General features: G+C 45.1%; 21 protein-coding genes and 1 pseudogene. 4 read left to right on the forward strand and 18 right to left on the reverse strand.

Annotated features, from left to right (window positions below):
• Positions 1 to 107 precede the first annotated feature (107 nt).
• The 5 genes and pseudogenes from lon to F0228_RS26005 form a co-directional block, all read right to left on the reverse strand.
• Entirely contained in the window at positions 108 to 2459 is a 2352-nt protein-coding gene (lon, locus tag F0228_RS19465) for an endopeptidase La (RefSeq protein WP_102425398.1), read from the reverse strand.
• A gap of 132 nt (positions 2460 to 2591) precedes the next feature.
• Entirely contained in the window at positions 2592 to 3872 is a 1281-nt protein-coding gene (clpX, locus tag F0228_RS19470; RefSeq protein WP_008220631.1) for an ATP-dependent protease ATP-binding subunit ClpX, read from the reverse strand.
• An 82-nt stretch (positions 3873 to 3954) separates the two neighbouring features.
• Positions 3955 to 4581 (reverse strand): ATP-dependent Clp endopeptidase proteolytic subunit ClpP, encoded by a 627-nt coding sequence (gene clpP / locus F0228_RS19475; protein WP_004736080.1) that lies wholly within the window; start codon positions 4579 to 4581, stop codon positions 3955 to 3957.
• Between the two features lie 105 nt (positions 4582 to 4686).
• The gene (gene tig, locus F0228_RS19480) at positions 4687 to 5985 is read right to left on the reverse strand and encodes a trigger factor (RefSeq protein WP_004739926.1); all 1299 of its coding nucleotides are present in this window, start codon (positions 5983 to 5985) and stop codon (positions 4687 to 4689) included.
• A gap of 318 nt (positions 5986 to 6303) precedes the next feature.
• Positions 6304 to 6486 (reverse strand): annotated as a pseudogene (locus tag F0228_RS26005) (hypothetical protein); the annotation flags it as partial.
• 162 nt (positions 6487 to 6648) lie between these two features.
• Between F0228_RS26005 and F0228_RS19485 the strand changes: the two are divergent.
• The 3 genes from F0228_RS19485 to F0228_RS19495 all read left to right on the forward strand — a co-directional run bounded on the left by F0228_RS19485 (position 6649) and on the right by F0228_RS19495 (position 10158).
• Entirely contained in the window at positions 6649 to 8448 is a 1800-nt protein-coding gene (locus tag F0228_RS19485; RefSeq protein ID WP_171730088.1) for an ATP-binding protein, read from the forward strand.
• A 108-nt stretch (positions 8449 to 8556) separates the two neighbouring features.
• Positions 8557 to 9906, forward strand: a complete 1350-nt coding sequence (locus tag F0228_RS19490; protein WP_061033663.1) for a sigma-54 dependent transcriptional regulator — start codon at positions 8557 to 8559, stop codon at positions 9904 to 9906.
• A 78-nt stretch (positions 9907 to 9984) separates the two neighbouring features.
• A complete protein-coding gene (locus tag F0228_RS19495) occupies positions 9985 to 10158 on the forward strand; it encodes a hypothetical protein (RefSeq protein WP_008218379.1) in 174 nt (57 codons plus the stop codon).
• A gap of 54 nt (positions 10159 to 10212) precedes the next feature.
• Here F0228_RS19495 and F0228_RS19500 read toward each other — a convergent pair whose 3' ends face one another.
• The 13 genes from F0228_RS19500 to prmB all read right to left on the reverse strand — a co-directional run bounded on the left by F0228_RS19500 (position 10213) and on the right by prmB (position 25897).
• Positions 10213 to 11574 carry a TRAP transporter large permease gene (locus F0228_RS19500; protein WP_008218377.1) on the reverse strand — a complete coding sequence of 454 codons (1362 nt, stop codon included), beginning with the start codon at positions 11572 to 11574 and terminating at the stop codon, positions 10213 to 10215.
• Between the two features lie 2 nt (positions 11575 to 11576).
• Positions 11577 to 12302, reverse strand: a complete 726-nt coding sequence (locus tag F0228_RS19505; RefSeq protein WP_171762664.1) for a TRAP transporter small permease — start codon at positions 12300 to 12302, stop codon at positions 11577 to 11579.
• 66 nt (positions 12303 to 12368) lie between these two features.
• A complete protein-coding gene (locus F0228_RS19510) occupies positions 12369 to 13364 on the reverse strand; it encodes a TRAP transporter substrate-binding protein (protein ID WP_061033666.1) in 996 nt (331 codons plus the stop codon).
• Positions 13365 to 13711: 347 nt separating this feature from the next.
• Entirely contained in the window at positions 13712 to 15079 is a 1368-nt protein-coding gene (hflX, locus tag F0228_RS19515) for a GTPase HflX (RefSeq protein WP_171762665.1), read from the reverse strand.
• 269 nt (positions 15080 to 15348) lie between these two features.
• On the reverse strand, positions 15349 to 16461 hold the full coding sequence (ugpC, locus tag F0228_RS19520) for a sn-glycerol-3-phosphate ABC transporter ATP-binding protein UgpC (protein WP_061033667.1): 1113 nt from the start codon (positions 16459 to 16461) through the stop codon (positions 15349 to 15351).
• A 6-nt stretch (positions 16462 to 16467) separates the two neighbouring features.
• Entirely contained in the window at positions 16468 to 17325 is an 858-nt protein-coding gene (locus F0228_RS19525) for a carbohydrate ABC transporter permease (RefSeq protein WP_008218366.1), read from the reverse strand.
• A complete protein-coding gene (locus F0228_RS19530) occupies positions 17322 to 18260 on the reverse strand; it encodes a sugar ABC transporter permease (protein ID WP_171762666.1) in 939 nt (312 codons plus the stop codon). The genes F0228_RS19525 and F0228_RS19530 overlap by 4 nt, the downstream gene beginning before the upstream one ends.
• A 143-nt stretch (positions 18261 to 18403) precedes the next feature.
• The gene (locus F0228_RS19535; protein WP_105059180.1) at positions 18404 to 19651 is read right to left on the reverse strand and encodes an ABC transporter substrate-binding protein; all 1248 of its coding nucleotides are present in this window, start codon (positions 19649 to 19651) and stop codon (positions 18404 to 18406) included.
• A gap of 110 nt (positions 19652 to 19761) precedes the next feature.
• Positions 19762 to 21207: an ATP-binding protein gene (locus F0228_RS19540; RefSeq protein WP_171762667.1), complete on the reverse strand. Its 1446-nt coding sequence runs from the start codon at positions 21205 to 21207 to the stop codon at positions 19762 to 19764.
• Between the two features lie 13 nt (positions 21208 to 21220).
• A complete protein-coding gene (locus F0228_RS19545) occupies positions 21221 to 21949 on the reverse strand; it encodes a response regulator (protein ID WP_171762668.1) in 729 nt (242 codons plus the stop codon).
• A 152-nt stretch (positions 21950 to 22101) separates the two neighbouring features.
• Positions 22102 to 23559 (reverse strand): YdiU family protein, encoded by a 1458-nt coding sequence (locus tag F0228_RS19550; protein WP_171762669.1) that lies wholly within the window; start codon positions 23557 to 23559, stop codon positions 22102 to 22104.
• A 511-nt stretch (positions 23560 to 24070) separates the two neighbouring features.
• A complete protein-coding gene (locus F0228_RS19555) occupies positions 24071 to 24712 on the reverse strand; it encodes a LysE family translocator (RefSeq protein WP_061033673.1) in 642 nt (213 codons plus the stop codon).
• 252 nt (positions 24713 to 24964) lie between these two features.
• Positions 24965 to 25897, reverse strand: coding sequence for a 50S ribosomal protein L3 N(5)-glutamine methyltransferase (gene prmB, locus F0228_RS19560; protein ID WP_008218350.1), 933 nt, complete (start codon positions 25895 to 25897; stop codon positions 24965 to 24967).
• Positions 25898 to 25959: 62 nt separating this feature from the next.
• On the opposite strand from prmB, the gene smrB reads away from it, so the two are divergent.
• Entirely contained in the window at positions 25960 to 26490 is a 531-nt protein-coding gene (gene smrB / locus F0228_RS19565) for an endonuclease SmrB (RefSeq protein WP_171762670.1), read from the forward strand.
• Positions 26491 to 26506: the final 16 nt, after the last annotated feature.

Genomic DNA, 26506 nt, shown 5'->3' on the forward strand with positions numbered 1-26506 from the left:
TGCAAAAGGGCTGCCGCTTTGATCAATAACTTAGCGTCCAAAAAAAACGCTGACAAGCCTTTTCGGGCCTATCAGCGTAATTCTTTACTTATTTTTGCTATGCATCACTATTTTTTCACGTCAAACTCGACCCCTGACGGATCTCGTTCTAGCGCTACTTTCAGTACTTCGTCAATCCACTGAACTGGGATCACCTTCAAGTCAGCGATTACGTTGTCTGGAATCTCTTCCAAATCACGCTCATTGTCTTTCGGAATCAGTACCGTTTTGATGCCGCCGCGGTGTGCTGCAAGCAGTTTCTCTTTCAAGCCACCGATAGGTAAAACTTCACCACGAAGGGTAATTTCACCTGTCATACCGACCTCAGCTTTCACAGGATTACCCGTTAAGCTAGAAACAAGCGCAGTACACATTGCGATACCCGCACTTGGACCATCTTTCGGTGTTGCACCTTCAGGTACGTGAACGTGAATGTCGCGTTTCTCATAGAAATCTGAGTTAATACCCAGTTTTTCTGCACGAGAACGAACTACCGTCATCGCAGCTTGGATAGACTCTTTCATCACATCGCCAAGAGAACCGGTTTGCGTTAGCTTACCTTTACCCGGCATTGCTTCGGTTTCGATAGTCAGCAAGTCACCACCAACTTGAGTCCACGCTAGGCCTGTTACTTGACCAATACGGTTGCTCTCATCCGCTTTACCGAAGTCGTGACGTTGAACGCCTAAGTACTCTTTCAGGTTATCCATGTTAACCGTTACAGACTTAAGATCGCTGTCTAGCAGGATGTTCTTCACTGCTTTACGGCAGATCTTAGAGATTTCACGCTCTAGGCTACGTACACCCGCTTCACGCGTGTAGTAACGAATAATGCCGATGATTGCAGAGTCTTCAATCTCAATCTCATGAGGTTTTAGACCGTTGCGCTTAACTTGCTTATCTAGCAGGTGGCTCTTAGCAATATTCAGCTTTTCATCTTCTGTGTAACCAGACAGACGAATCACTTCCATACGGTCCAATAGTGGGCCAGGGATGTCCATCGAGTTCGATGTTGCCACGAACATAACGTCTGACAGATCGTAATCTACTTCTAGGTAGTGATCGTTAAACGCGTTGTTTTGTTCTGGATCCAGTACTTCAAGAAGTGCTGAAGATGGGTCGCCACGCATATCAGAAGACATCTTATCGATCTCATCCAATAGGAACAGTGGGTTCTTAACACCAACTTTAGACATCTTCTGGATTAATTTACCCGGAAGAGAACCAATGTAGGTACGACGGTGACCACGAATCTCAGCCTCATCACGAACGCCACCTAGTGCCATACGCGTGTACTTACGACCTGTAGCAGCCGCGATAGAGCGACCTAATGACGTTTTACCCACACCAGGAGGACCAACAAGACAAAGGATTGGACCTTTCAGCTTATTGATACGGTTCTGTACCGCCAAGTACTCAAGAATACGTTCTTTAACACGCTCTAAGCCGTAGTGATCTTCGTTTAAGATCTCTTCCGCTTTCGCTAGATTCTTCTTAACTTTTGAGCGTTTAGCCCAAGGAACGCCAACCATCCAATCGATGTAGCTACGTACTACTGTTGCTTCAGCAGACATAGGCGACATCATTTTCAGTTTTTGCAGTTCTTGCTCGGTTTTTTCACGAGCTTCTTGAGGCATTTTTGACTCTTCGATCTTCTTCTTCAGAGTCTCGAATTCGTCTGGAGCGTCATCCATCTCGCCAAGTTCTTTCTGAATCGCTTTCATTTGCTCATTCAGGTAGTACTCACGCTGAGATTTTTCCATCTGCTTCTTAACACGGCCACGGATGCGTTTTTCAACCTGCAGGATATCAATTTCTGATTCCATTTGGCCCATCAGGAACTCTAGACGCTCAGTCACATCTAGAATTTCTAGTACGTGCTGTTTGTCTACAAGTTTAAGTGGCATGTGTGCTGCGATGGTATCTGCAAGACGAGCAGCTTCATCAATCCCATTCAGAGAGGTTAGAACCTCTGGTGGAATCTTTTTGTTTAGCTTAATAAAGCCTTCGAATTGATTGATCGCACTGCGAACAACCACTTCTTGTTCTTTTTCGTCAAGTTCTGAGGTAACAACGTATTCGGCATCCGCTAGGAAAAACTCACTCTCTTTGAATTGGTGAATTTTTGCACGCTGCTGACCTTCGACAAGTACTTTAACTGTACCATCAGGGAGCTTAAGTAACTGAAGAATGGTAGCGACGGTACCTACTTTAAATAGGTCGTCAATTGAAGGCTCATCAGTGTCCGCTTCTTTCTGCGCAACAAGTAGTACTTGTTTGTTAGCTTCCATTGCCGACTCTAGGCAAGTAATCGATTTTTCACGACCAACAAACAATGGAATAACCATGTGTGGGTAAACCACTACATCACGTAGAGGTAGCACGGGGATTTCGATACGCTCGGAACGTTCCAAGTTCATATATTTCTCTCTTCCGCTTTAACTTATAAAGCAGTATATGGGGCTTAAACGACTGGATTCAATGGAAGAATAAAAAAAAGGAGGTAATTGCTTACCTCCTTTTTCAATTTGAGTGACTTGTCTAAAAAAGACCTACTCTGCAACAGCTGCTTGGTTATCTGAGTTGCTGTAAATCAATAGTGGTTCTGACTCACCATTGATTACCGACTCATCAATCACAACCTTGCTTACATCAGTTGAAGATGGCAGTTCGTACATCGTTTCTAGCAGAACACCTTCCAAAATAGAACGTAGACCACGAGCACCCGTTTTACGGCTCATCGCTTTCTTAGCAATCGCACGTAACGCGTCTTCGCGGAACTCAAGCTCTGTATCCTCTAGCTCAAATAATGCTGCGTACTGTTTAGTAAGTGCATTCTTTGGCTCACAAAGGATTTGGATTAGCGCTTCTTCATCAAGCTCTGTCAGTGTTGTCGTAACAGGTAGGCGACCAATGAATTCTGGAATTAGACCGTACTTCACTAGATCTTCAGGTTCTACTTGAGTGAACAGTTCACCAATAGTTTTGGTTTCGTCTTTTGAACGCACTTCAGCGCCAAAGCCGATACCAGAACCTGTCTCTACACGTTGTTCAATCACTTTATCTAGGCCGGCAAATGCACCACCACAGATAAATAGAATCTTAGACGTGTCCACTTGCAAGAACTCTTGCTGTGGATGCTTACGACCACCTTGTGGTGGAACAGAAGCAACTGTACCTTCAACAAGTTTTAGTAGAGCTTGCTGTACACCTTCACCAGACACGTCACGCGTGATTGATGGGTTTTCAGCTTTACGAGAAATCTTGTCGATTTCATCGATGTAAACAATGCCGCGTTCCGCTTTCGCTACGTCGTAATCACATTTCTGAAGCAACTTCTGGATGATGTTTTCAACATCTTCACCCACGTAACCCGCTTCGGTTAGTGTAGTTGCGTCTGCCATTGTGAAAGGAACGTCTAGGAAACGAGCCAGTGTTTCAGCCAGTAGCGTTTTACCACTACCGGTAGGACCGATAAGAAGAATGTTACTCTTACCTAGTTCTACGCCTTCAGCTGTCGTATCACCATTACGTAAACGCTTGTAGTGGTTATATACTGCAACTGCTAGCACTTTTTTCGCGTATTCTTGACCGATTACATAGTCATCAAGGTGCTCACGAATCTCACGCGGCGTTGGCAGCGATTCAGATTCTTTCTTAGGAAGAACATCTTTGATTTCTTCACGAATAATGTCGTTACAAAGATCGACACATTCATCACAAATGTAAACAGAAGGACCTGCGATTAACTTGCGAACTTCGTGCTGGCTTTTGCCACAGAAAGAGCAGTAAAGCAGTTTACCGCTACCACCCTCTTTGCTTTTATCTGTCATTCGCTAACCTCTTAGCCTTTACTCTCTATGGTTTGAGTGTATATCAATTTGCATCACTTTGCGTCAAACAATTGCCCTGCAATTATTGACCGCGGTGATTAAGAACTGAATCCACTAAACCGTATTCTACTGCTTGATCAGCAGACATGAAATTGTCACGATCTGTATCACGCTCAACAACTTCTAGAGGCTGACCAGTGTGCTCTGCCAATAGTTTGTTTAGCTTTTGTTTGATCGTTAGGATCTCTTGCGCGTGAATCTGAATATCAGATGCTTGGCCTTGGAAGCCGCCAAGTGGCTGGTGAATCATTACGCGTGAGTTTGGAAGCACGTGACGCTTACCTGGAGTACCACCCGCTAGTAAGAATGCACCCATAGAACAAGCTTGACCCATACATACTGTGCTCACGTTTGGCTTGATGAACTGCATTGTGTCGTAGATTGACATACCTGCTGTTACGCTGCCGCCCGGCGAGTTGATGTAAAGGTAGATATCTTTGTCTGGGTTTTCAGATTCCAAGAAAAGCAGTTGAGCCACGACAAGATTTGCCATGTGGTCTTCCACTTGACCTGTTAAGAAAATGATTCGTTCTTTTAATAGACGAGAATAAATATCGTAAGAACGTTCACCACGGGAAGTCTGTTCAACCACCATAGGAACTAGTGCGTCCATAATCGATGGCATTGTATTTTTTTCTTGGTAGCTCATATTCTTATGTCCCTAAAATAAATGGCCCGAATGATAAAATCATACGGACCATTGTTAGCAGAATTGTTGACCGTACGTCAACCTTCTACGTCAGATATTACTATATTAAGCAGGTTGCTGATTCATTAGCTCGTTGAAGCTAACTTCTTTATCAGAAACTTGAGCTTTAGCGATGATTGCATCAATAGCTTGCTCTTCTAGAGCAACGTTGCGCATGTTGTTCATCATTTGCTCGTTTTGCTCGTAGTAAGCAATAACTTCAGATGGATCTTCGTATGCTGTAGCCATCTCTTCGATGATAGCTTTAACTTTCTCGTCGTCAGCTTTTAGCTCTTCAGTCTTGATTACTTCACCAAGTAGAAGACCTACAACTACGCGACGTTTAGCTTGCTCTTCGAACAGCTCACGTGGAAGTTGGTCAGCAGCTTCAGTGTTGCCACCGAAACGTTGAGCAGCTTGTTGACGTAGAACACCGATCTCTTGATCGATTAGAGCAGAAGGTACGTCGATGTTGTTTTCGTTAACTAGACCGTCGATAGCTTGCTCTTTGATGCGGTTCTTAACAGCTTGCTTAAGCTCACGCTCCATGTTCTTACGAACTTCAGCTTTAAGACCTTCAACGCCGTCAGTTGCGCCGAACTTAGCAACGAATTCTTCGTTTAGTTCTGGAAGTTCACGAGCTTCAACTTTGTTTACTTTGATTGCAAACTTAGCTGCTTTACCTTTTAGGTTTTCAGCGTGGTAATCTTCTGGGAAGTTTACGTCGATTTCGAATTCCATACCTGCTGTTTTACCAACGATACCGTCTTCAAAACCAGGGATCATGCGACCAGCGCCCATCTCTAGTGGGAAGTTCTCAGCTTTACCGCCTTCGAACTCTTCACCGTCGATAGAACCAACGAAGTCGATAGTTGCACGAGAACCAGCGTCAGCTGCAGTGTCAACTTCAGTCCAAGTTGCTTGTTGCTTACGTAGAGTTTCGATCATCTCTTCAACGTCTGCGTCTTTAACTTCTACTGCTGGTTTCTCAACAGTGATGTTTTCTAGACCTTTCAGCTCAACTTCTGGGTAAACTTCAAAAGTTGCGTTGAATACTAGGTCAGCGCCTTCGTTGTTTTCAACTGGTGCGAAAGTTGGTGCGCCAGCTGGGTTGATTTTCTCTTTAACGATCGCTTCGATGAAGTGACGTTGCATTACTTCGCCCATCACGTCTTGACGTACTGCTTTGCCGTACATTTTAGCAACCATCTTCATTGGCACTTTGCCTTTACGGAAACCATCGAAACGACGGTTTTTCGCGATGTTGCGTAGTTCAGCTGTAACTGCATCTTCGATGTTAGCAGCAGGAACAGTAATATTAAGACGGCGCTCTAGGCCTTCTAGCGTTTCAACAGTAACTTGCATTATATAAACCTCAAAACTGGCTCAGTAATCTGAGCATATGAGCCGTAACTTAGCTTTAATTCAAAAGCCGACGTTGTTGGCTGCATCCTTGTGTAGTGCTCTATCCGAACACCTAATTTAAAATCGAGCATTGATGTTTGAATTGATCATTCAACCAAACACCAGACTAATCAGCGATATCTTCATCTTCACATACTTGTTAATAGCTCAGTATTCACTCGCTATTAAAAAGCTGCGAAGCTTGTTTTCGGAAACAAGAAAGGTATCTCCGATTAGCCTCAGGACAGAAATTTTAGACGCGACATTCTAGCGATCTGTTTAATCTCTGTCGAGCCGTTCACCTCTGCTTGATGATGAATGCTCTAAATTCGTCCAACTAAATGATACAAAAACGTTCAGAACATCACTTAGCACAACAGAAATGGGGACAATAGCGACTTTTTCAAGGGAATCGAGGGCTTTTTTTGCTAAAAACCTTAAAAAGAGATCTTGCTCTTGTTTTACCCCTCAGAGTCGATAACTTTTTCAACAATCTCCGTTACAAAGCCTTAACCTAACTCCATCTACTAGCTCTCTATTTTCAGCAAAAACTACCGCTAATTGCTGTAATGAATGAGAGAAAGCAGGCTTTATATTGTCGCCCCGATTTAGCGGAGAACCAACATGTTTCAAGCTTCGAGAATTCGTATCCTGTTATTGATCGCCTACAGCGTCTTGATGATCCTTGGTGGTCACTGGGTATGGAATACGAGCCATCAAAGTTTGTTAAATGATCACCAATCTAACTTAGACCGCTTTTCCGTCCACATTGCCAGCCAATTGGATAAGTTTGCCCATATCCCTGAGCTACTTTCGAAGGATAAAGAGCTGGTTGATGCCCTGCACTCACCAAGCAACACTGCTCAAATTGAACTCACCAATCGCTATCTAGAGCACGTCAACACTGTTATTCAGGCGTCTGACACCTATTTATTGGATAGCATCGGTACCACTATCGCAGCCAGTAACTGGAATCTAAAACATTCTTTTGTTGGGCGTAACTTTGCCTTTCGCCCTTATTACCAACAAGCCATTCAAGGACATGAAAAGCAGTACTTTGCTTTAGGTTCGACTTCAGGAAAGAGAGGCTACTATTACTCTTACCCGGTCTCTTATGCTGCTGAAATCATTGGTGTAATTGTGGTAAAAATGGATTTATCTTCGATAGAAGCAAGCTGGCAAGGCAAACAGAGCTTTTTTGTCGCGGATGATAAAGACCAGATTATCTTTATGTCTAGCAATCCTGAATGGCTATTCAAAAGTCTTCAGCCTCTCGATAATGCACAACAAGCTCGCATTCGGGAGAATCAGCAATATCTCGATACCCAGATTGAAAGCCTTCACTTCTCTGGCGATCTAGAGGGCGCGACCAGCAGCATTCGTTCATCTCATCCTTTAGTTAGAGAAAAGTTTTTTACCTCTTCACGCTTTCTACCTGACCCTGGATTAACGGTCAGGGTCTTCTCTCCTACACACTTGGTTTGGTGGGATTTGGTAGCCTACATGGTGGTATTAAGCTTAGTATTCGCGATCATTTATCTGGTCATTCAGCTTAACCTTCATCGCCAACACCGACGCGCTCAGATCGACAGATTACAGTCTGAAGCGAATCAGAAACTAGAGTTTCAAGTACTCGAAAGAACCTCTGAGTTGCATGGAGAGATCAAGCAACGTATCGAAACCGAGCGAGTATTGAGACACACCCAAGACGAGCTCATTCAAGCAGCCAAGCTAGCGGTATTAGGTCAGATGTCAGCCAGTATTAGTCATGAGTTGAACAACCCTCTCGCGGCCATTCGCAGCTACGCCGACAATGGGCGACTGTTTCTGGCCAAAGAGAAAATAGATCGAGTCGATGACAACTTATCGCGTATTTCAGCACTCACCGATCGTATGGCGAAAATCAGCCACCAGCTTCGCTCCTTTGCTAAAAAATCGACCGCCGAAGAGCTGCACACCTTACAAATACTGCCCATTCTTCACTCATCTAAAGAACTGATGAAGCCACAGTTCAAAAGCGAGCGAGTTAAGCTTAATGAGCTGCCCGAAACCTTCGATGTCTGTGTACTCGCTAACGCCATTCAACTGGAACAAGTCATCATCAACCTACTCACTAATGCTGTTCAGGCAATGGAAGAGCAAGACGATAAGCAATTAGCCATCTTGTTAGAAATCAAAGAAACGGATGAGGCTCAAGATAACACGCTACTGATTCACATCGATGACAACGGGCCTGGCTTTACGTCTTCATCAAGCGGTAACTTTTTCGAGCCTTTCCATACCACCAAGAAGAACGGGCTTGGGTTAGGCTTATCGATATCTCAGCAAATAATCAGTGGGATCAACGGCAAGCTCACGACGGGAACCAGTCCACAAGGTGGTGCTCGATTTAGCATTGAGTTACCCGTTATTGAGCAACAGTAAGAGCAAGAACTGCAAAGACAAAAACAACAGACTGAGGCTAACCCGCAGATTTACGGCCTAGCATATGAACTCAGCGATAATCAGTTATGGAAAATTAAAGGAATAACTATGTGTCACGTCTACTTCATTGATGATGAATCTGACCTAAGAATAGCGATTGAGCAGAGCTTTGAGCTCGCGGATATTGACGCCGAATTCTTTCCCGATGCGGAATCAGCTTTGCTCGCGATTCAAGAGAACGGGTTACCTCATGTGATCATTACCGATATCTGTCTACCCGGTATCTCTGGCCATGACTTGCTCAACACTGTCATGCATAAAGACAAAGAGATTCCCGTCATCATGATCACAGGACACGGTGACATCTCGATGGCGGTACAAGCGATTCAAGACGGCGCCTACGATTTTATCGAGAAGCCTTTTGCCAATGAGCGCTTAATCGAGACAACCAAACGCGCCATTGAAAAGCGCCAGCTGACTTTGGAAAACCTTGAACTCAAACGCTCACTCAAAGCCAGTAAAACTCTTGGGCCGAGAATCATTGGTGATACTCAGACCATGACTGAGCTTCGCTCTGTGATTACCCATGTCGCCGACACCAACGCCGATATCTTGTTATTTGGAGAGACAGGCACAGGTAAAGAACTGGTCGCGCGGTCCCTACATGAGCAAAGCAGCCGCAGAGAACAAAACTTTGTCGCTGTAAACTGTGGTGCCGTTCCTGAAAACCTAATTGAGAGTGAGCTCTACGGTCATGAAAAAGGCGCATTCACAGGCGCCGAGAGTAAACGTGTGGGTAAGTTTGAGTTTGCTCAGGGCGGAACCCTGTTCTTGGATGAAATAGAGTCCATGCCGATGCAAGCACAGATACGCCTGCTACGAGTATTGCAAGAACGCGTTATCGAAAGGGTGGGCTCAAACGGATTAGTGCCTCTGGATATCCGCGTGATTGCGGCCACTAAAGTCGACCTAAAGAAGGCTGCTGAAGAAGGTACTTTCCGCCAGGATCTCTATTATCGACTTAACGTTGTGACCTTAGATTTACCACCGTTGAGAAGCAGACAAGAAGACATCCCAGCCCTGTTCCACCACTTCTTGTTGGTCGCTGCCGCTCGCTATGGCAAAACCGCCCCAGCTCTACCACAAAGTGAATTACACGCCCTTTTAGCGCATGATTGGCCGGGAAATGTGCGTGAATTACGTAACACTGCAGAACGTTTTGTCCTTTTAGGTAAGCTTTCTCACCTATCAGATAACGCTAATACAACCGCCCAACAAATGTCTTTGGCCGAGTTAGTATCAGAATTTGAAAAAAACACGTTAAAGCAAGTGCTTATCGAATGTAACGGTAGTATCAAAGAGACAATGGAAAGGCTGCAGCTACCAAGAAAAACACTCTACGATAAGATGCAAAAACATCAGCTATCTAAAGAGTCATTTAAGGCGGAACCAAACTAAATTAGATTTGCGAGCAAGATCACCTATACTTATTTCAATAACAGGATGTTATGCAATAAATATAATAAGGATATGGCTATGGGTGAGAAAACTAGAGTTCCTTCGATTAGCGACACTTTCGAGATAGATGGCATTTACTATACCGATGAACATCTCGACTTAAACACGCCGGAATTGGAAGCGAAAAGAGCGCTATACGAACAGATCAATCCTCATGTTAAGCGAGGAAGACACATAGATGAGGAGGTCTAAAGACCTCCTCATTTTTTATGAATTGAATGCCATGTCAATGAAACGTTCAAGCAACTACTTGGTTATGATCTCCGGTCCCATCAAGGTGGTTGGTAACCATGTCGATACCCAAGGCACGTAAGTTACGATTATCAAGAACAGGAACATTACGCCAACCCAAGGCAGTGCCGCTTTGACCACATTCATCATCGACATCTTGGCAACCCCTGCAGTTACAAACAAGTTGAGTCCCACTGGCGGTGTTATCATCCCTATTTCCATGTTCACCACCATCATGATACCAAGGTGAATTGGGTCAATACCAAGCGCGATAGCAATTGGGAATACTAGCGGAGCAACGATGATCAGAAGGCCTGATGGCTCCATGAACTGACCACCAATCAAGAGCAGTACGTTCACCACAATCAAGAAGGTGATCGGCCCTAAGCCCGCAGAGAGCATAGATTCGGTAATCATCTGAGGAATACGTTCTTCTGTCAGCACGTGCTTCAAAATCAGAGCATTAGCAATGATAAACAGCAGCATGATCGTCAGCTTACCCGCATCATAGAGTGTGTCTTTGGTATCTTTATGAAAGAAGGTTTGGAACACTTTAACCAGCGCTGGCTTGGTGTTGCTCTTATCCGCAAACGGCCCCATGTCTTTATAGATAAAGTTGGCAATAAAGAAGGCATACACCGCCGCTACTGCAGCTGCTTCTGTCGGGGTAAAGATACCACCGTAGATACCACCAAGAATGATGACGATCAGTAGCAAACCCCAGCTTGCGTCTTTAGCGGCTGCGAACATCTCACCCCAACCCACAAATGGTTGCGCTGGAATCTTCTTAATGCGTGCTGCAATGTAGATAGCGATCATCAACATCACACCAGCCAACAAACCCGGAATCACGCCACCAAGGAACATACGACCTACCGATACATCGGTTGCCGCCGCGTATACCACCATTACGATCGATGGCGGGATCAAAATACCCAAAGTGCCTGCATTACAGATAACCCCTGCAGCAAACTCTTTCGAATAACCGTTTTTGATCATACCTGCGATAACGATACTACCAATCGCTACTACCGTCGCAGGTGAAGAGCCAGACAACGCTGCGAACATCATACATGCCACAACCGACGCCATCGCCAAGCCACCGCGGAACCAGCCAACCATCGCGATAGCAAAGCGGATAATTCGTTTCGCCACGCCACCAGTAGACATAAAGCTCGAGGCCAAAATAAAGAAAGGAATCGCTAACAATGTGTAGTGGCCAGCAAAGGCGTTAAACAGAGTTTGTGCGACCGATGCCAATGACGCATCTGAATGCATCAACAAAAACAGGATGCTTGATAAACCTAAGGAAATCGCAATTGGCACACCGACCAACATAAAAGCAATTACCATCAAAAATAGAAATAACATTGCCATGATTAGTCTTCCTTACCGTTAGGCTTTGTACCCGACGCGCTGGTCTTGTTGTTCGTAGTCGAATCCAATACTGCAGTCGCGTCTTCGTCAGAACCCGCAAGTACATCCGCTTTCAACGCATCCAACTCTTCTTCGGCTTCATGACCTGCAATCATGCGGTCGAGTTTGCCCGTCACAACTTGGTAAGCAACTTGAATGAATCGGAACGTTAGTAATGCCATACCAATCGGCAACGCCATGTAAGGGATAAAGCGTGGTAGTTTCTCGTATCGCTCACCTTCATTCAGCCAGTCAGCTAAGAACTGCAGCATCTCTGGCATTGGGATATCATCAGTTTCATACCATGCGCGATCAATCGCGAATGGGTACCAATAATTCCATGAACCGATGAGAAGTAAGATTGAAAAGGCAAGACAGCTAGTGACGGCAATTAACGCGTACACTTTGCGTAGCTTTTCAGGGGCAAGGTTGATGATGACATCAACGCCAATGTGAAAGTGCTTTTTAACGCCGTAAGAAGCGCCAACCAGTACCATCCATGCAAACATGAATACCGTCAGTTCCAATGCCCATAAAATGTTGTCATTGAACGCGTATCGAAAGACCACGTTCGCAAAAGTTAGTAGGGTCATTGCACCCAGAAAGAAGGCTATTAAAGACTCTTCAATTAAATCGGTGACTCTTCCGACTTTGGAAAATAAAGACTGTTCCATTTGAGACTGTTCCATAAAATGCTCCGCTTATAATTGTTTTAATAAAGGGCAGCGGTAGGGAGCCGCCGCCCTATAGCGGTGTTATTGGTTTGAAGCTAATGCTGCATCGATAAGATCTGAACCGATGTCTTTTTCAAACTTCTTCCATACTGGTTGAAGTGCTGTTACCCATGCTTGACGCTGTTCAGGCGTCAACGTACGAACCTCACCACCAGCTTCGATGATGTTGTTTTTGTTCGCTAGGTTAACTTTTGAAGATTCAGCGTTACGAGTTTCAGAGACTTCTTGGACGATGGTGCCAAGCTGTGTACGTACATCTTCAGGTAGGTCTTTCCAGAAGTCGTTTGACGTTACCACTAGGTAATCCAAAATGCCGTGATTGGTTTCAGTCACGCCGTCTTGTACTTCGAAGAACTTCTTACCGTAGATGTTTGACCAAGTGTTCTCTTGACCATCGATAACCTTAGTTTGCAGGCCGCCATATACTTCTTTGAACGACATTTTCTGAGGGTTAGCACCTAACTGCTCAAACTGAGCTACCAATACGTCTGACGCTTGAACACGGAACTTCAAACCTTCTGCATCTGCAGGGGTTAGTAGTGGCTTGTTCGCAGACATCTGCTTCATGCCATTGTGCCAGAATGCCAAACCTTGAAGACCACGACGCTTCATTGCGTTCTTCAGCTTTTCACCAGATTCTGAGTTTTGGAAACGGTCAACGGCTTCTACATCTTCAAACAGGAACGGAAGGTCAAAAATGCGGTATTTCTTAGTGAACTTCTCAAATTTAGACAACGAAGGTGCCGCCATTTGAACATCACCATTTAACAGGGCTTCCAGTACCTTGTTATCATCGTAAAGCGTCGAGTTAGGGAAAACTTGCATACAAGCTTTACCATTCATTTCCGTGTTTACTCGCTCTTCAAGTAGAGAAGCAGCGATGCCTTTCGGGTGCTTATCCGTATTGGTTACATGACTGAATTTAATCACGATTTCACCTGGATCACAGTTTGCAGCAGCATTAAAACTGGTGAGTGCCAGAGCAGATACAGACAGCAGAGTAAGAGGCTTAAACATTATTATTCTCCTTAGTAAACAAAGCAGCCCTTCAATGGGAACTGCGTGCTTTCACTAAGGCAATTAACGCGCCATATTGACACAAACCATTAACAATCCTTTAACCATAAGGCTTGGTAATATCAAGCCGCTCATCAGGGAGCTCAGCCAATAATATTAATGGGTGGGAAATGACCCATAGAATATTTATAAATGGGTGAGAGTTGACCAAACTACCAATGATGAAATAAAGGTTAGGAGGAAAAATAAAGGCCACCACTTCGGTAAACAAAATGGCAGCCTTATATAGAGATTCTTTAGAGCTGGTTATCTTAATAGGATATTGAAATATTATCTGAAACAGATGATTACGAGTTCTGCATACGCTTTTTAAGTCTTGCTAAATCAATAGCACTTGAACGTACTGTCAGCTTAATGCACTCGTAGTCGTACTCTTCCTTCACTACACTCATATTAGAGCGGATCTCACCGATGATGCCTTGCCCAGAATAAGGAATGGTGATCTCTTCTTCGATCATTCCTTGCTCAGCCACACCCACGATGTACTTATGAAGCTTGGTTATATCCAGTGGGTCGCGAGTTGACGTCAGCATTGCATCTGGGAACTCTTCAATCAGCTCTAACTGCTCTTCTTCGCTCAATCTATCGCACTTGTTCAGTACCAATAGTTTTTCGCTACCTTCAACACCCACTTGCGCTAATACTTCATGTACCACATCAAGCTGTGCTCGGAATGAAACGTCAGAAGCATCAACCACATAAAGCAGTAGTGACGCGTCGTGTGCTTCTGCAAGCGTTGAGTGGAATGAAGCAACCAGATCATGTGGCAGCTTCTTGATAAAACCAACCGTATCTGACACTAAGATACGCGGCTGAGTGATCGGCTGAAGTGCACGAACCGTGGTATCTAGGGTTGCGAACAGCTTGTCTTCACCACTCACTTCGGTTGCGGTCATTGCACGCATCATCGAAGATTTACCCGCGTTGGTGTAACCAACTAGAGCAACAGTGAAAAGTTCCGAACGCTTTGTGCGTCGGTTCTTCATTTCATCTTGTACGCTTACCAGCTCACGCTTAAGCGCAGCAATTTGGTCACGTACTTTACGACGGTCAAGCTCTAGTGAGGTTTCACCAGCACCCTGACCCATTTGACGTTCTTTGTCACCGTCTGCTGTTTCACGAAGTCGAGGTACTAAGTAGTTTAGGCGAGCAATTTCTACTTGCAGACGTGCGGTACGAGTACGAGCGTGGCGACTGAAAATTTCGATGATGATACCGGTACGGTCAAACACTTCGACACCTAAGTGAGCCTCAACATTGCGTAGTTGAGATGGGCTCAAATCACAGTCAAATACCACAACATCAGCAGTACCAAACTCCACCTCTTCAGATGGCAGGTCATCAAAATCGAGTTCATCAATACCAGCATGAAAATCAAAAGACTCATCAATGAAGTCTTCGTCTTCCACTTCTTGAATCGAGCCTTGGTAACCGGTTAGGTGAGCAATTTCTGCAAGCTTACCGGCACCCAATACGTTTTGTCGTTGGGTGGAACTGTGGTGTTGTGACTGAGTACCGACCACTTTAAACCCTAGGGTTGTCACTAATCGAGCAAGTTCAGCAAGAGACTCTTTTGCTTCGTCACCTTTAAAGTCAGGTGTCGTAATAGAGATAAGTAGAGCGTTACTAGCGGAGGGTTTTGCTGTTAGTTTCATGTTTTATTCTGTCTATGCACAAAAGTGCACCTAGTATTGGGTCTAAAGTAGCGCGATCCTACGCTGTTCTCAGTCCGCTTTATAGAGCTAACCGTGACTAATTGGCGATATTATTTCAGTTAATCTGATTATCTCGTTTATCCCTCTGTTTTCACGAGGAAATAAAACAAGCTAAAACAACAAAAAAGACAGCATCACGTTACTCATTATAAGTTAGTGATACTGCCTTTGTTCAAGCTTAGCCTCTCATTGGACTACTGACTCAAAAACTAGAAATCAATTCTCGCTTCAGTCTGTGCATCAAAGAATACCGCTTTCGACAGGTCAAAATGCAGCGGTGCCATCTGCCCTACCGACACTTCAAATTCCGGTGATAAGCGACACGCCACTTCTTGGTCGTTCACCTTCACCATCGCAATCGTATCTGGCCCTGTCGGTTCTAGCACTTCCAACTGTAAGTCCAGTTTAGTGGTTGCCGACAGATCATCGCCTTGTTGCTCAGTAATGTGCTCTGGACGCAGGCCAATCACAACTTCTTTGCCGTCTTGTTCACGCATGCTTTGTGGCAGACGAATATGGTGCTCCTGATCAGCCGTACCAATAACCTTGATGATCGGGTTCTGCTCTTCGTCGAGATCCACCATAGTCTTGATGAAATTCATTGATGGTGAACCCATAAAGCCTGCCACAAACATGTTGCTTGGCTTAGTGTAGATCTCTTGTGGTGTGCCTAACTGTTGCAGCTCACCATCTTTCATTACTGCGATACGATCAGCCAGCGTCATTGCCTCGATTTGGTCATGGGTTACATAAACAATCGTGGTGCTGAGCTTTTGATGCAGACGCTTAATCTGATGGCGCATTTCCACACGTAGCTTGGCATCCAAGTTAGAAAGTGGCTCATCAAACAAGTACAGCTTAGGACGACGCGCTAAAGCACGCCCCATCGCGACACGTTGACGCTGACCACCCGATAGCTGTGATGGTTTGCGGTCCAGCAGTTGTTCGATTTGCAACATTTCAGCGACTCGATTCACCTCAGCATCGATCTCGTCTTGAGGCATCTTACGGATCTTCAAGCCGAAGGCGATATTGCCACGTACCGTCATGTTTGGGTAAAGTGCGTACGACTGGAACACCATCGCGATGTCGCGGTCTTTGGGCTCAACCTGAGCCACGTCGACACCATCAATCACGATTTCACCTGAACTAATGTTTTCTAGCCCAGCAATGGTATTCATTAGGGTGGATTTTCCACACCCCGAAGGGCCGACAAGTATCAAGAACTCCCCCGAATCGATACTAATGTCGATGCCCTTTAACGTTTCGTTGTCCGCGTTGCGATAGGTTTTACGGATCTGTTTTAAATCTAATGTTGCCATGGGTAATTATCCTTTTACTGATCCTGCCGTTAGGCCACGAACAAAATATTTTCCTGCGAAGACATACACCAACAGCGTTGGCAGTGCGGCGATGATCGCAGCTGCCATATCGACGTTGTATTCTTTAACGCCAGTGCTGGTGTTCACCAAGTTATTTAATGCCACGGTAATCGGCTGAGTTTCTGAGCCGGAATAGACCACTCCAAACAAGAAGTCATTCCAAATAGCAGTAAACTGCCAGATCACCGTCACCATAATGATCGGCGTGGAGATCGGTAATAAGATCTTGAAGAAGATGGTAAAGAAGCCAGCGCCATCAAGCTTTGCCGCTTTGATCAATTCATCAGGAATCGAGATGTAGAAGTTCCGGAAAAACAGAGTCGTAAATGCCATGCCGTAGATAACGTGCACAAGTACCAGACCAACTGTAGTGTTTGCTAAACCCATTTTGCCCAGTACCGTCGCCATCGGTAACAGCACCACTTGGAATGGAATGAAGCAACCGAATAGCAGTAAACTAAAGAACAGGTTTGAACCACGGAACTGCCACTTAGTGACCACATAGCCATTGAATGCGCCTAGTAGTGTTGAGATAGCGACCGCAGGAATCACCATTTGGAATGAGTTCCAGAAATAGCCTTTCACCCCTTCACATTTCACGCCAGTACACGCGCTGTCCCACGCTTTGTACCAAGCATCGAACACCCACTCTTTGGGTAAACTCATCAAGTTACCAGCCTTAATATCTGGCAAGGTTTTGAATGAGGTTAGTACCATTACGAACAGCGGCATTAGGTAAACCAAGCAGAAGAAAAGCAGCGCCGAATAGATAAACATTCGAGCAAAGTTGATGTTGTTCATCATGACTTTTTCTCCCTAAGCTCTGAGTAAAGATAAGGCACCAGAATCGCTAAAATACCGGCAAGCATCATCATCGCACTGGCGGCACCGAGGCCGATTTGTCCACGTGTAAATGAGTGTGCATACATAAATAGCGCCGGAAGATCCGAGGAATACCCTGGTCCACCTGCTGTCATCGCCGTCACAAGGTCGAAGCTCTTAATCGCAATGTGAGAAGTTATGATCACCGCGCTGAAAACCACAGGTCGCAAGCAAGGTAAAATGATTTTGAGATAAATAGTGGGTAAGCTTGCCCCATCAATTTGTGCGGCTTTAATGATGGAGGAATCGATACCACGTAGGCCAGCTAAGAACATCGCCATCACAAAGCCTGACGACTGCCAAAGCGCGGCAATCACTAAGGTGTAGACCGCCATTTCAGAGTCCACCAACCAGTCAAATTTAAAGTCGCTAAAGCCCCAATCTTGCATCAATTTCTCAATACCTAGGCCCGGATTCAAAATCCACTTCCAAGCGGTACCCGTCACGATGAATGACAGCGCCATTGGATATAAATAGATGGTACGAATCGCGCCTTCTTGACGGATGTTTTGGTCAAGCAAAATCGCCAAACCGACACCCAATACGATAGCAATCACCATGAATAGGATCCCGAACACACCGAGGTTGGTGATTGAGGTGATCCAGCGATCGTTCTCCATCAGCTTTTCATATTGAGTAAAGCCAACAAAATTGAAGCTCGGTAGAAATCGAGAATTAGTAAACGACAGCGCTGCCGTCCAGAATATGTAGCCGTAGATACATACCACGGTCACCAACGCGGTCGGTGCCAACACAATCTTAGGTAACCAATGTTGTAACCTGTCAGCAAAACTGGGCTTTGGTGCAGGCTGGCTCCTTGTCGGTTTTGGAGTCGACTCAGTCAAAACATGCTCCATAACTTTTCCTTGTTGCACAATTAAGCCAATGGCTTACCTCTCGGCACCACATCAGCATCACGCATATCAGAATTGAGGTGAAGAGCGGATAGGCTCCCTACGAACCTACCCACCCTGGGGGTTTGGTACTAGACCAAATGAGATTAGATAGCGGCTTTTACTGCTTTCGCTAACTTAGCTGCTGCCTCTTTAGGATCAGCATCTTTCTCATTGAAGAAGTTGGTCACAACGTCATAGATAGCGCCTTGAGCGTAGCTTGTCGTTGCTAGGCCGTGAGCCATACTCGGTACAAGGTCGCCAGATTCCGCACTTGCTTTGAAGGTTGCCATTGAATCCAACGCACATTGGTCGAACTTAGACATGTCCATATCGAGGCGCACTGGAATCGAGCCTTTGTTTAGGTTGAAGACCTCTTGGAAGTCTTTAGTAAGAATGGTTTTCGCAAGATCTTGTTGCGCTTTTTGATTCTCTTTATCGCCTAGCTCGAAGAAGGCAAAGCTATCGATATTGAAGGTAAATTGGCCGTCAGTGCCCGGAGCTGGTGCACAGATGTAGTCTTTACCTGGCACTTTACCTGCCGCTGTAAACTCGCCCTTCGCCCAGTCACCCATGATTTGCATTGCCGCTTCACCATTGATAACCATTGAGGTTGCTACGTTCCAGTCACGACCTGGAGAGTTGCTGTCGATGTAGTCACGCATCTTTTTGAACTTGGTGAACACTTCGACCATTTTATCGCCAGATAACACGTCCATATCTAGATCAACGAACGCTTTGTTGTAGTCTTCACTACCAAGTACATCAAGTGCCACGGCTTCGAAGACTGTTGCGTCTTGCCAAGGTTGACCGCCGTGCGCTAGAGGAATGAAACCTGCAGCTTTGATCTTATCTGCAGCAGCAAAGAACTCATCTAATGTGGTTGGAACCGTCACACCCGACTTTTCGAGCACTTCTGGGTTTGCCCAAAGCCAGTTAACACGGTGAACGTTCACAGGAACCGCTACGTACTCGCCGTCCCATTTCATCACTTTGGTAACAACAGCGGGTAGTAAGTCATCCCACTTTTCTTGTTTCGCGGTTGCATCGAGAGACGTTAGAAAACCTAAACCACCCCACTCCTGAATATCATGACCTTTGATCTGCGCAGCAGATGGTGGATTACCAGATACTGCTCGTGTTTTTAAAACGGTCATCGCACTTTCACCGCCGCCACCAGCAACAGCAAAATCTTTCCAAGTATGACCTTGTTCTTCAATCATCTCTTTAAGTACTGCAGCGGATTTTGCTTCACCACCAGCAGTCCACCAGTGAAGCACTTCCACTTCACCAGCTTGAGAAAATGTTGAGGCAGCAAGAAGAGATAGAGTAAGTAGGGTTTTATTGATTTTCATTATAATCTTCCATGTTTAGCGGACTCGACGCCCGGTTCAATAAAGAGTCTACTTATTCTGATTTATAAGATTGAAACAAAAGGTAAGCCCAATGTAACACAATTGTTACATTAAACTTCTAGACCGCGTGGGATATAGACTTTGGCTTCTAAGCCGCCTTGAGGGGAGTTACGAATAATGAGATCTCCGCCGTGTCCGTGTAGGATATTTCGACAGATTCCCAGCCCTAAACCGTGTCCTTGGTCGTCAGTCGCAAGCCTAAAGTAAGGTTCAAACACCAGTTCAAGTTTGTCTTCTGGGATTCCTTTTCCGTAGTCCTGAATCGTTACGATAACCCACACAGAGTCGCTATTGATATCAACTTTAGCGGATGTTCCGTATTTCACCGCATTGTCGATAAGGTTAGTCAAAACACGTTTAATCGCTAATGGCTTAGCGACTAGAGGCTCAACCACAATAGGTTCAAACTCTACTAAAGTTTGATGCTGGTTATGCGATTCAATAACCGAAGCAACCATGTCATTAAGGTCGATAATGGCGTTGTTTTCGTGAAGGTCTGTGTCTCTTACTGCTTGCAGAGCACCTTTGACCATCATCTCTAGCTCATCTAAATCCTTGTTGAACTTCTCTTTCTTAACTTCGCTTTCCAACAATTCAGCTCTTAGCCTAAGCCGAGTGATCGGTGTTTTTAAATCATGAGAAATAGCAGAGAAAAGGTGTTCTCTATCGGCCACATAGCGACGAATGCGCTGCTGCATGCGATTAAATGCTCGAGTCGCGGTGACTAGCTCAGTCGCCCCCTCCTCGTTAAGTGGCGGCTGCTGAATATCCATACTCATCTCATTTGCGGCCCTCGCGAGCTTTTTAAGCGGGCGCACTTGGCGGCGAATCATTAAGTAGGTCAACACCAGCAGAATCAACGTTGAAGAGAGTAAGAAGATCACCTGCTCACGACCGAGAATGGTGTCATCAAGTTTTACATAGGGTGCAGGTAACAGTGCTGCAATGTAAACCCACTCATGGCTGGCTAACTCAATCTGAACAACCAAAATCGGCGGATTAAGAGGCTCTAAGGTTAAGGTATGATGCGCCCACGATCGCGGGAGATCGCTCAAGTAGATGTCATTTTTAAGCAAACGAAGATGCTCTGGCCGAGAGAAATCAACGCGTACCGATTCCACTTTATTAAGCTTGTTACTCAACACGCTTTCTATGGCTTCTATCGATGCGGTTTTTAAGCGGGTATCAGGGATCGGTTCAACAATCAAAGCCTCTTTATTGAAAGAGACGAAGAAACGTGTACCACCCATGTTTCGAATTTGGTCTAACACGATATGGCGATATTTGACGGGCAGAGACTGGAAGAAAGTCACTGTTGAGGCAAACATGTTCGCCATGCTCGATGAAGCGGAGCGAATACCCTCTAGTTCTTTTTGTTTGGATTCGCCATACCAAATCGAGGTTGCAATACCCTGAGCGATGACGACGGCTAGCAAGGTCAAAAGCAAGGTTCTAGCAACTAACGAGTTTGGCTTTAAACTTCTCAACCACTTCATACGGACTTCTTACTCAGTGCTCATAATGCACAGGTACAGCCAAGATATAGCCGTTACCACGCATGGTTTTGATGTAGTGCGGGTATTTAGCGCTATCTCCTAACCTGCTTCTCAAACGGCTTAACTGAACATCAATACCACGCTCAAAAGGCAGTGCTTCACGTCCTCTGGTCGCAAAAGAAATAGTATCTCGGTCTAGTACTTCGTTTGGGCGCGTTAGGAACAGCATTAACAGTGAAAAATCACTGCCCGACAAATCCATCTCTTCGGCGCTGTCATTGTGAGAGATTCGGTGTGCAAGGGTATCGAGCGTCCAATCACCAAAGATGATCTGTTTAGGCAATGCATCACTCGGCTTGTCATCGACCACTTGAACACGTCGTAACAAGGCTTTGATTCGTGCCATTAATTGGCGGGGACTAAACGGCTTAGCGATATAGTCATCGGCACCAATTTCCAAGCCAATGATCTGATCGGTTTCATCGGACACTGCAGTCAGCATAATGATGGGCACATTGGAGTTTCTACGGACGCGCTGACACAGGGTAAAACCATCATCACCGGGAAGCATCACGTCAAGAAGGATCAGGTCAGGGTAACCTTGGCTCTGTAGGTGAGTTTCTAGTTCAACCCCATCTCCAACCGAAGAGACATCGAAACCCGATTTTGTAAGGTACTCTTCCAGCAACTCGCGGATTTCTTGATCATCATCCACCACGAGAATTCGAGTATTTGTTGGCATCGCCCAAACCTATAAAATTTACAACTTATTCACATAGTGTATAGGCAGGTCGAGTATTTGATTATTGATATGTTTGTAAAATTAGAAGAACAAACAGATAGAGATCACAACTAAGCGACCGCTATCTGTTGGTTTTATACTGATAAGCCGATTTAAGACGAGCAGCTAATCTCCATCCCTTTACCCCATTCCGGTGGTAAAGCAGCTAAGTATTCGTAATCAGGGTGCTCCGCATATGGGTCTGCGAGTACTACCATCAGAGCATCAACATCGCTGCTATCACCACGTTCGGCCTTTTCAATCGCAAGTTGAGCCAAATAGTTTCTAAGAATGTATTTAGGATTTACCTGCCTCATCTTTTCGCAGCGCTCTGTAGCTGAACTCTCCTCAAGTTCACAACGTTGCAAGTAGTTATCCAACCATAGCTTCGCTGCATCACGATCGATGACCAAGTCAATGACTTCCTGAGCAGGCAAAGTGTCTAGGTTCGACAGAGTTCTAAAGAACCTTGGGTAATCGACTTTGTTTTGCGACATCAATTCGAACATAGACTCAAACAAGCGGCTGTCGCCTTCTTGCTTGGAAAGCAGACCAAGCTTTCGGCGCATCAGTTGGCTGAAATAACCGTTCATTTGTGGCTCGTATTGTTCCAATGCCGCCTCTAAATCAGCCCTTTCCACCAGCGGTGACAACGAGTGTGCCAATGCCGATAAATTCCACATCCCGATTCTTGGTTGCTGATTGAACGCATAACGCCCTTGATAGTCGGAGTGATTGCAAATCAATCTCGGGTCATATTCATCTAGGAATGCAAATGGACCGTAATCGAAGGTTTGTCCAATGATCGACATGTTATCCGTGTTCATCACCCCGTGAGCAAAGCCATTTGCTTGCCACAACGCAATCATCTCTGCGGTGCGGTCAACAATTTGATTAAACATAGCAGCGTATGGCTTTTCTTCATCTAAGCACTCAGGGAAGTGCCACTCGATGATTTTGTCGGCCAACAACTTATGTTCAACCAACTGATTTGTGTAAAACAAGTGCTCAAAATGACCAAAACGGATATGTGATTCAGAAGCACGCACCAGTAGTGCACCCCATTCTTGCTTCTCTCGGTAAACCGGCGTGTCACTGGTCATCATTGCCAATGCACGAGTCGTTGGGATATTGAGCCCCGCCATAGCTTCACTGCACAAATACTCGCGCACAGTCGAACGGATAACCGCGCGCCCGTCACCCATGCGCGAATACGGTGTTTTCCCCGCACCTTTTAGGTGTAAGTCGAACGTTTCGCCACTTTTAGCGACAACTTGAGCTAACAACAATCCTCTTCCGTCGCCCAAATCAGGGTTATAAGCACCAAACTGATGGCCTGCGTATTTCATCGCTAATGGAGAAAATTGCTTTGGTTCCACATTGCCAGACAAGGTATCTAGCAATTCTTCTGAAGCGCTCTCAAATGACGGAAAGCCGAGTTCAGTCGCAAGGCTTTGATTCCAGGCGAGCCATTGGACATTGCTTAACGGAGTTGGTTGGATTGGGGTATAGAACAGTCGAGGTAATGCAGTAAATCGATTGTTAAATGAAATAGAATCCCAGACAGACATGAGAGATACACTGTAAATAAAAGATAATTTAAGATTATCACAGTTTAGTAACAACTTCAGATCAGGTTACACGATTAGCTTTGTGCGAAAGTTGGCTTTGTTGCCCTATGAAATGTAATTTTTACTAAGAAGAAGGACGCGTTTAGGAAAAGGTTAAGTGGCTAAGCTGGTGAGAAAAGCCACATTTATAGGAGGAAGAGTTCTAACTTTGAAAACTTTTTTACAAGTATGTTCATAATGAAAACTGGAAATATAGAGCCATTTAGCTGACTACATTAGAGCAAGAATACCCACTAGAGAAAGGGTAGAGAAAATCCAAGTACGGCTGATAACGCCAAAGTTACTGTGTTGAATCATTTCTTGATGCTGCATATGCCTCTCCTTGAGAACGTGATGGTGTAACTACAATATATCGGCTTTTTGTTAAAAGCAGCAAGCATATTAATGTTAACCTTTTATGACAGCACCAAGAAGTTTCTGCAACTATTCACCCCTTTGATAAATCATAGAGTTAAGCTCGACTTGTCGTTGAAAGCAGCGCTCCAGCTCCAATAAACACGCCCCCTGTCACACGATTGAAAACCTTAGCTCGGCCTTTCGCGAACAACCAGTTCGACGACTTTGCGCCTAAATACGCGTAGACCAATAACCAAGACAACTCCATCACAGCAAAGGTTAAAGCAAACACAGCAAACTGCGGTAATAGCGCGAGTGATGGGTCAATAAACTGCGGGAAAAGTGCGGTAAAAAACAGAATCGCTTTAGGATTACTGGCACCGACGATAAAGCCACTTACGTAGTGAGAAACGATACTCTCTTTAACGACTTTAGAGTCTGATTGCTGACTCGGTAGTTGGTCATAATCTTGCTGACTCGAGCGCAACGATTTCCATCCGAGGAAGATAAGATAAGCCGCCCCCGTCCATTTAATGACATTAAATACCACTTCAGAAGAGGCAATAATGACTCCGAGTCCCGTAAACGATAGCGTGAGAATTCCGGTAATCGCCGTTAGGCTACCTAAAGCAGTAAATATCGATAATTTGAAGCCCGATTGCACACCTTTGGTCATGCACAATAAAGAACTTGGGCCTGGGGATGCCGTCAAAATCAGCACGGCTAACAGATAGTAGATCCATGTATCAAAGCTCATCGTGAATTCTCCTTAACTCACTAAAACGACTAAATATTAAACACCAATATGTAATAAGCCCTCATATTAATCAACTAAATATTGCACTTAACGTCTTCGATATGAATACAAACATCTTTAATCTAGGCAATAAAAAACGCCATGCAGCAATGCATGGCGTTTAAACAAAACGTTTCAAATCGAACGTCTTACTAGATTTCAGGTTCTAAGCTTACAGCCCTATGACCGGATCATTCGCTTAATAGTTACCAACTAGTCTTTGTAGATAGAGAACTCATCAGCGCAAGCAACAAGCTGCTCTCGAGTGATCATGAATACACCGTGACCACCATTAGAGAATTCAATCCAAGTGAATGGAATCTCTGGGTACTGATCCATCATATGAACCATTGAGTTACCTACTTCACAGATAAGAATACCGTCATCAGTTAGGTAGTCTGGCGCGTTAGCTAGGATACGGCGAACCAGTTTCAGGCCGTCAGTACCCGCAGCTAGACCAAGTTCTGGCTCGTGAGTGAACTCATCTGGCAGGCTGTTCATATCTTCCTCATCCACGTATGGTGGGTTAGATACGATCAGGTTGTATTTCTCTTTTGGCAGATCACGGAACAGATCAGAACGGATTGGGAACACTTGTTGCTCCATGCCGTGATCTTGAACGTTCTGCTCTGCAACTTGCAATGCATCAGTAGAGATGTCAATTGCGTCAACTTCTGCTTCAGGGAATGCGTGTGCACAAGCGATAGCAATACAGCCACTGCCCGTACAAAGGTCCATGATGCGAGTCGGCTCTTCAGTTAACCAAGGTTGGAATTGAGCTTCAATAAGCTCACCAATTGGAGAACGAGGCACAAGAACACGCTCATCAACGAAGAACTCAAGACCACAGAACCAAGCTTTGTTCGTTAGGTAAGCCGTTGGTGTACGATCATTGATACGCTTGATTACACGCTCAACAATGCGTAGACGCTCGCTGCTCGTTAGACGAGAGTTCAATACATGTGAAGGAACATCAATCGGCAGATAAAGAGTTGGTAAAATAAGTTGTACCGCCTCATCCCACGCATTATCAGTGCCGTGACCATAAAATAGGCCCGCTGCATTGAAGCGGCTAACAGTCCAACGAATCACATCTTGAAGCGTGTGTAGTTCTGATACCGCTTCTTCTACAAAAATCTTATCCAAAATTGTCTCCGAAAAGCGCTACAATACTGCTAATTACGTTTCAAATTAGAATTCATAACCTGATGAGCAAAAAAGACACCGATTTCGATGGCGATTTCGCCCTGTTCAGCGATGCAGTAAAGGGCGTTAAAAAGTTGCAACAGGATACCATAATCCAGCAGCCAAAAAGAAATGCCAAACAAAAAGAAATTACTCGAACGGCAAGACAAGCCAGTGACAGCGAGTTTTATTTCTCAGATGAGTTCATTCCGCACCTTAGCGAAGAGGGTCCAACACGCTATGCGCGGGACGATGTCTCCAAGTATGAAGTGAAACGACTTCGTCGTGGTGTCTATGTTCCAGATGTCTATCTAGACATGCATGGCATGACTCAACAAGAAGCCAAACGCGAGCTTGGTGCCATGATCGCACACTGTGTCAAAGAAGGTGTCGCGTGTGCCTGTGTTCAGCACGGCATCGGTAAGCACATCTTAAAAGAGAAAGTGCCTTTGTGGTTGGCTCAGCATCCAGATGTGATGGCTTTTCACCAAGCGCCTCTCGAGTTTGGCGGCAATGGTGCACTGTTAGTGTTGCTCTCTATTCCAGAGAAATAGAACGAGTCGTGATCAC

Source organism: Vibrio sp. 99K-1, from assembly GCF_013114585.1.
In the GTDB taxonomy this organism is placed as follows: domain Bacteria; phylum Pseudomonadota; class Gammaproteobacteria; order Enterobacterales; family Vibrionaceae; genus Vibrio; species Vibrio chagasii_B.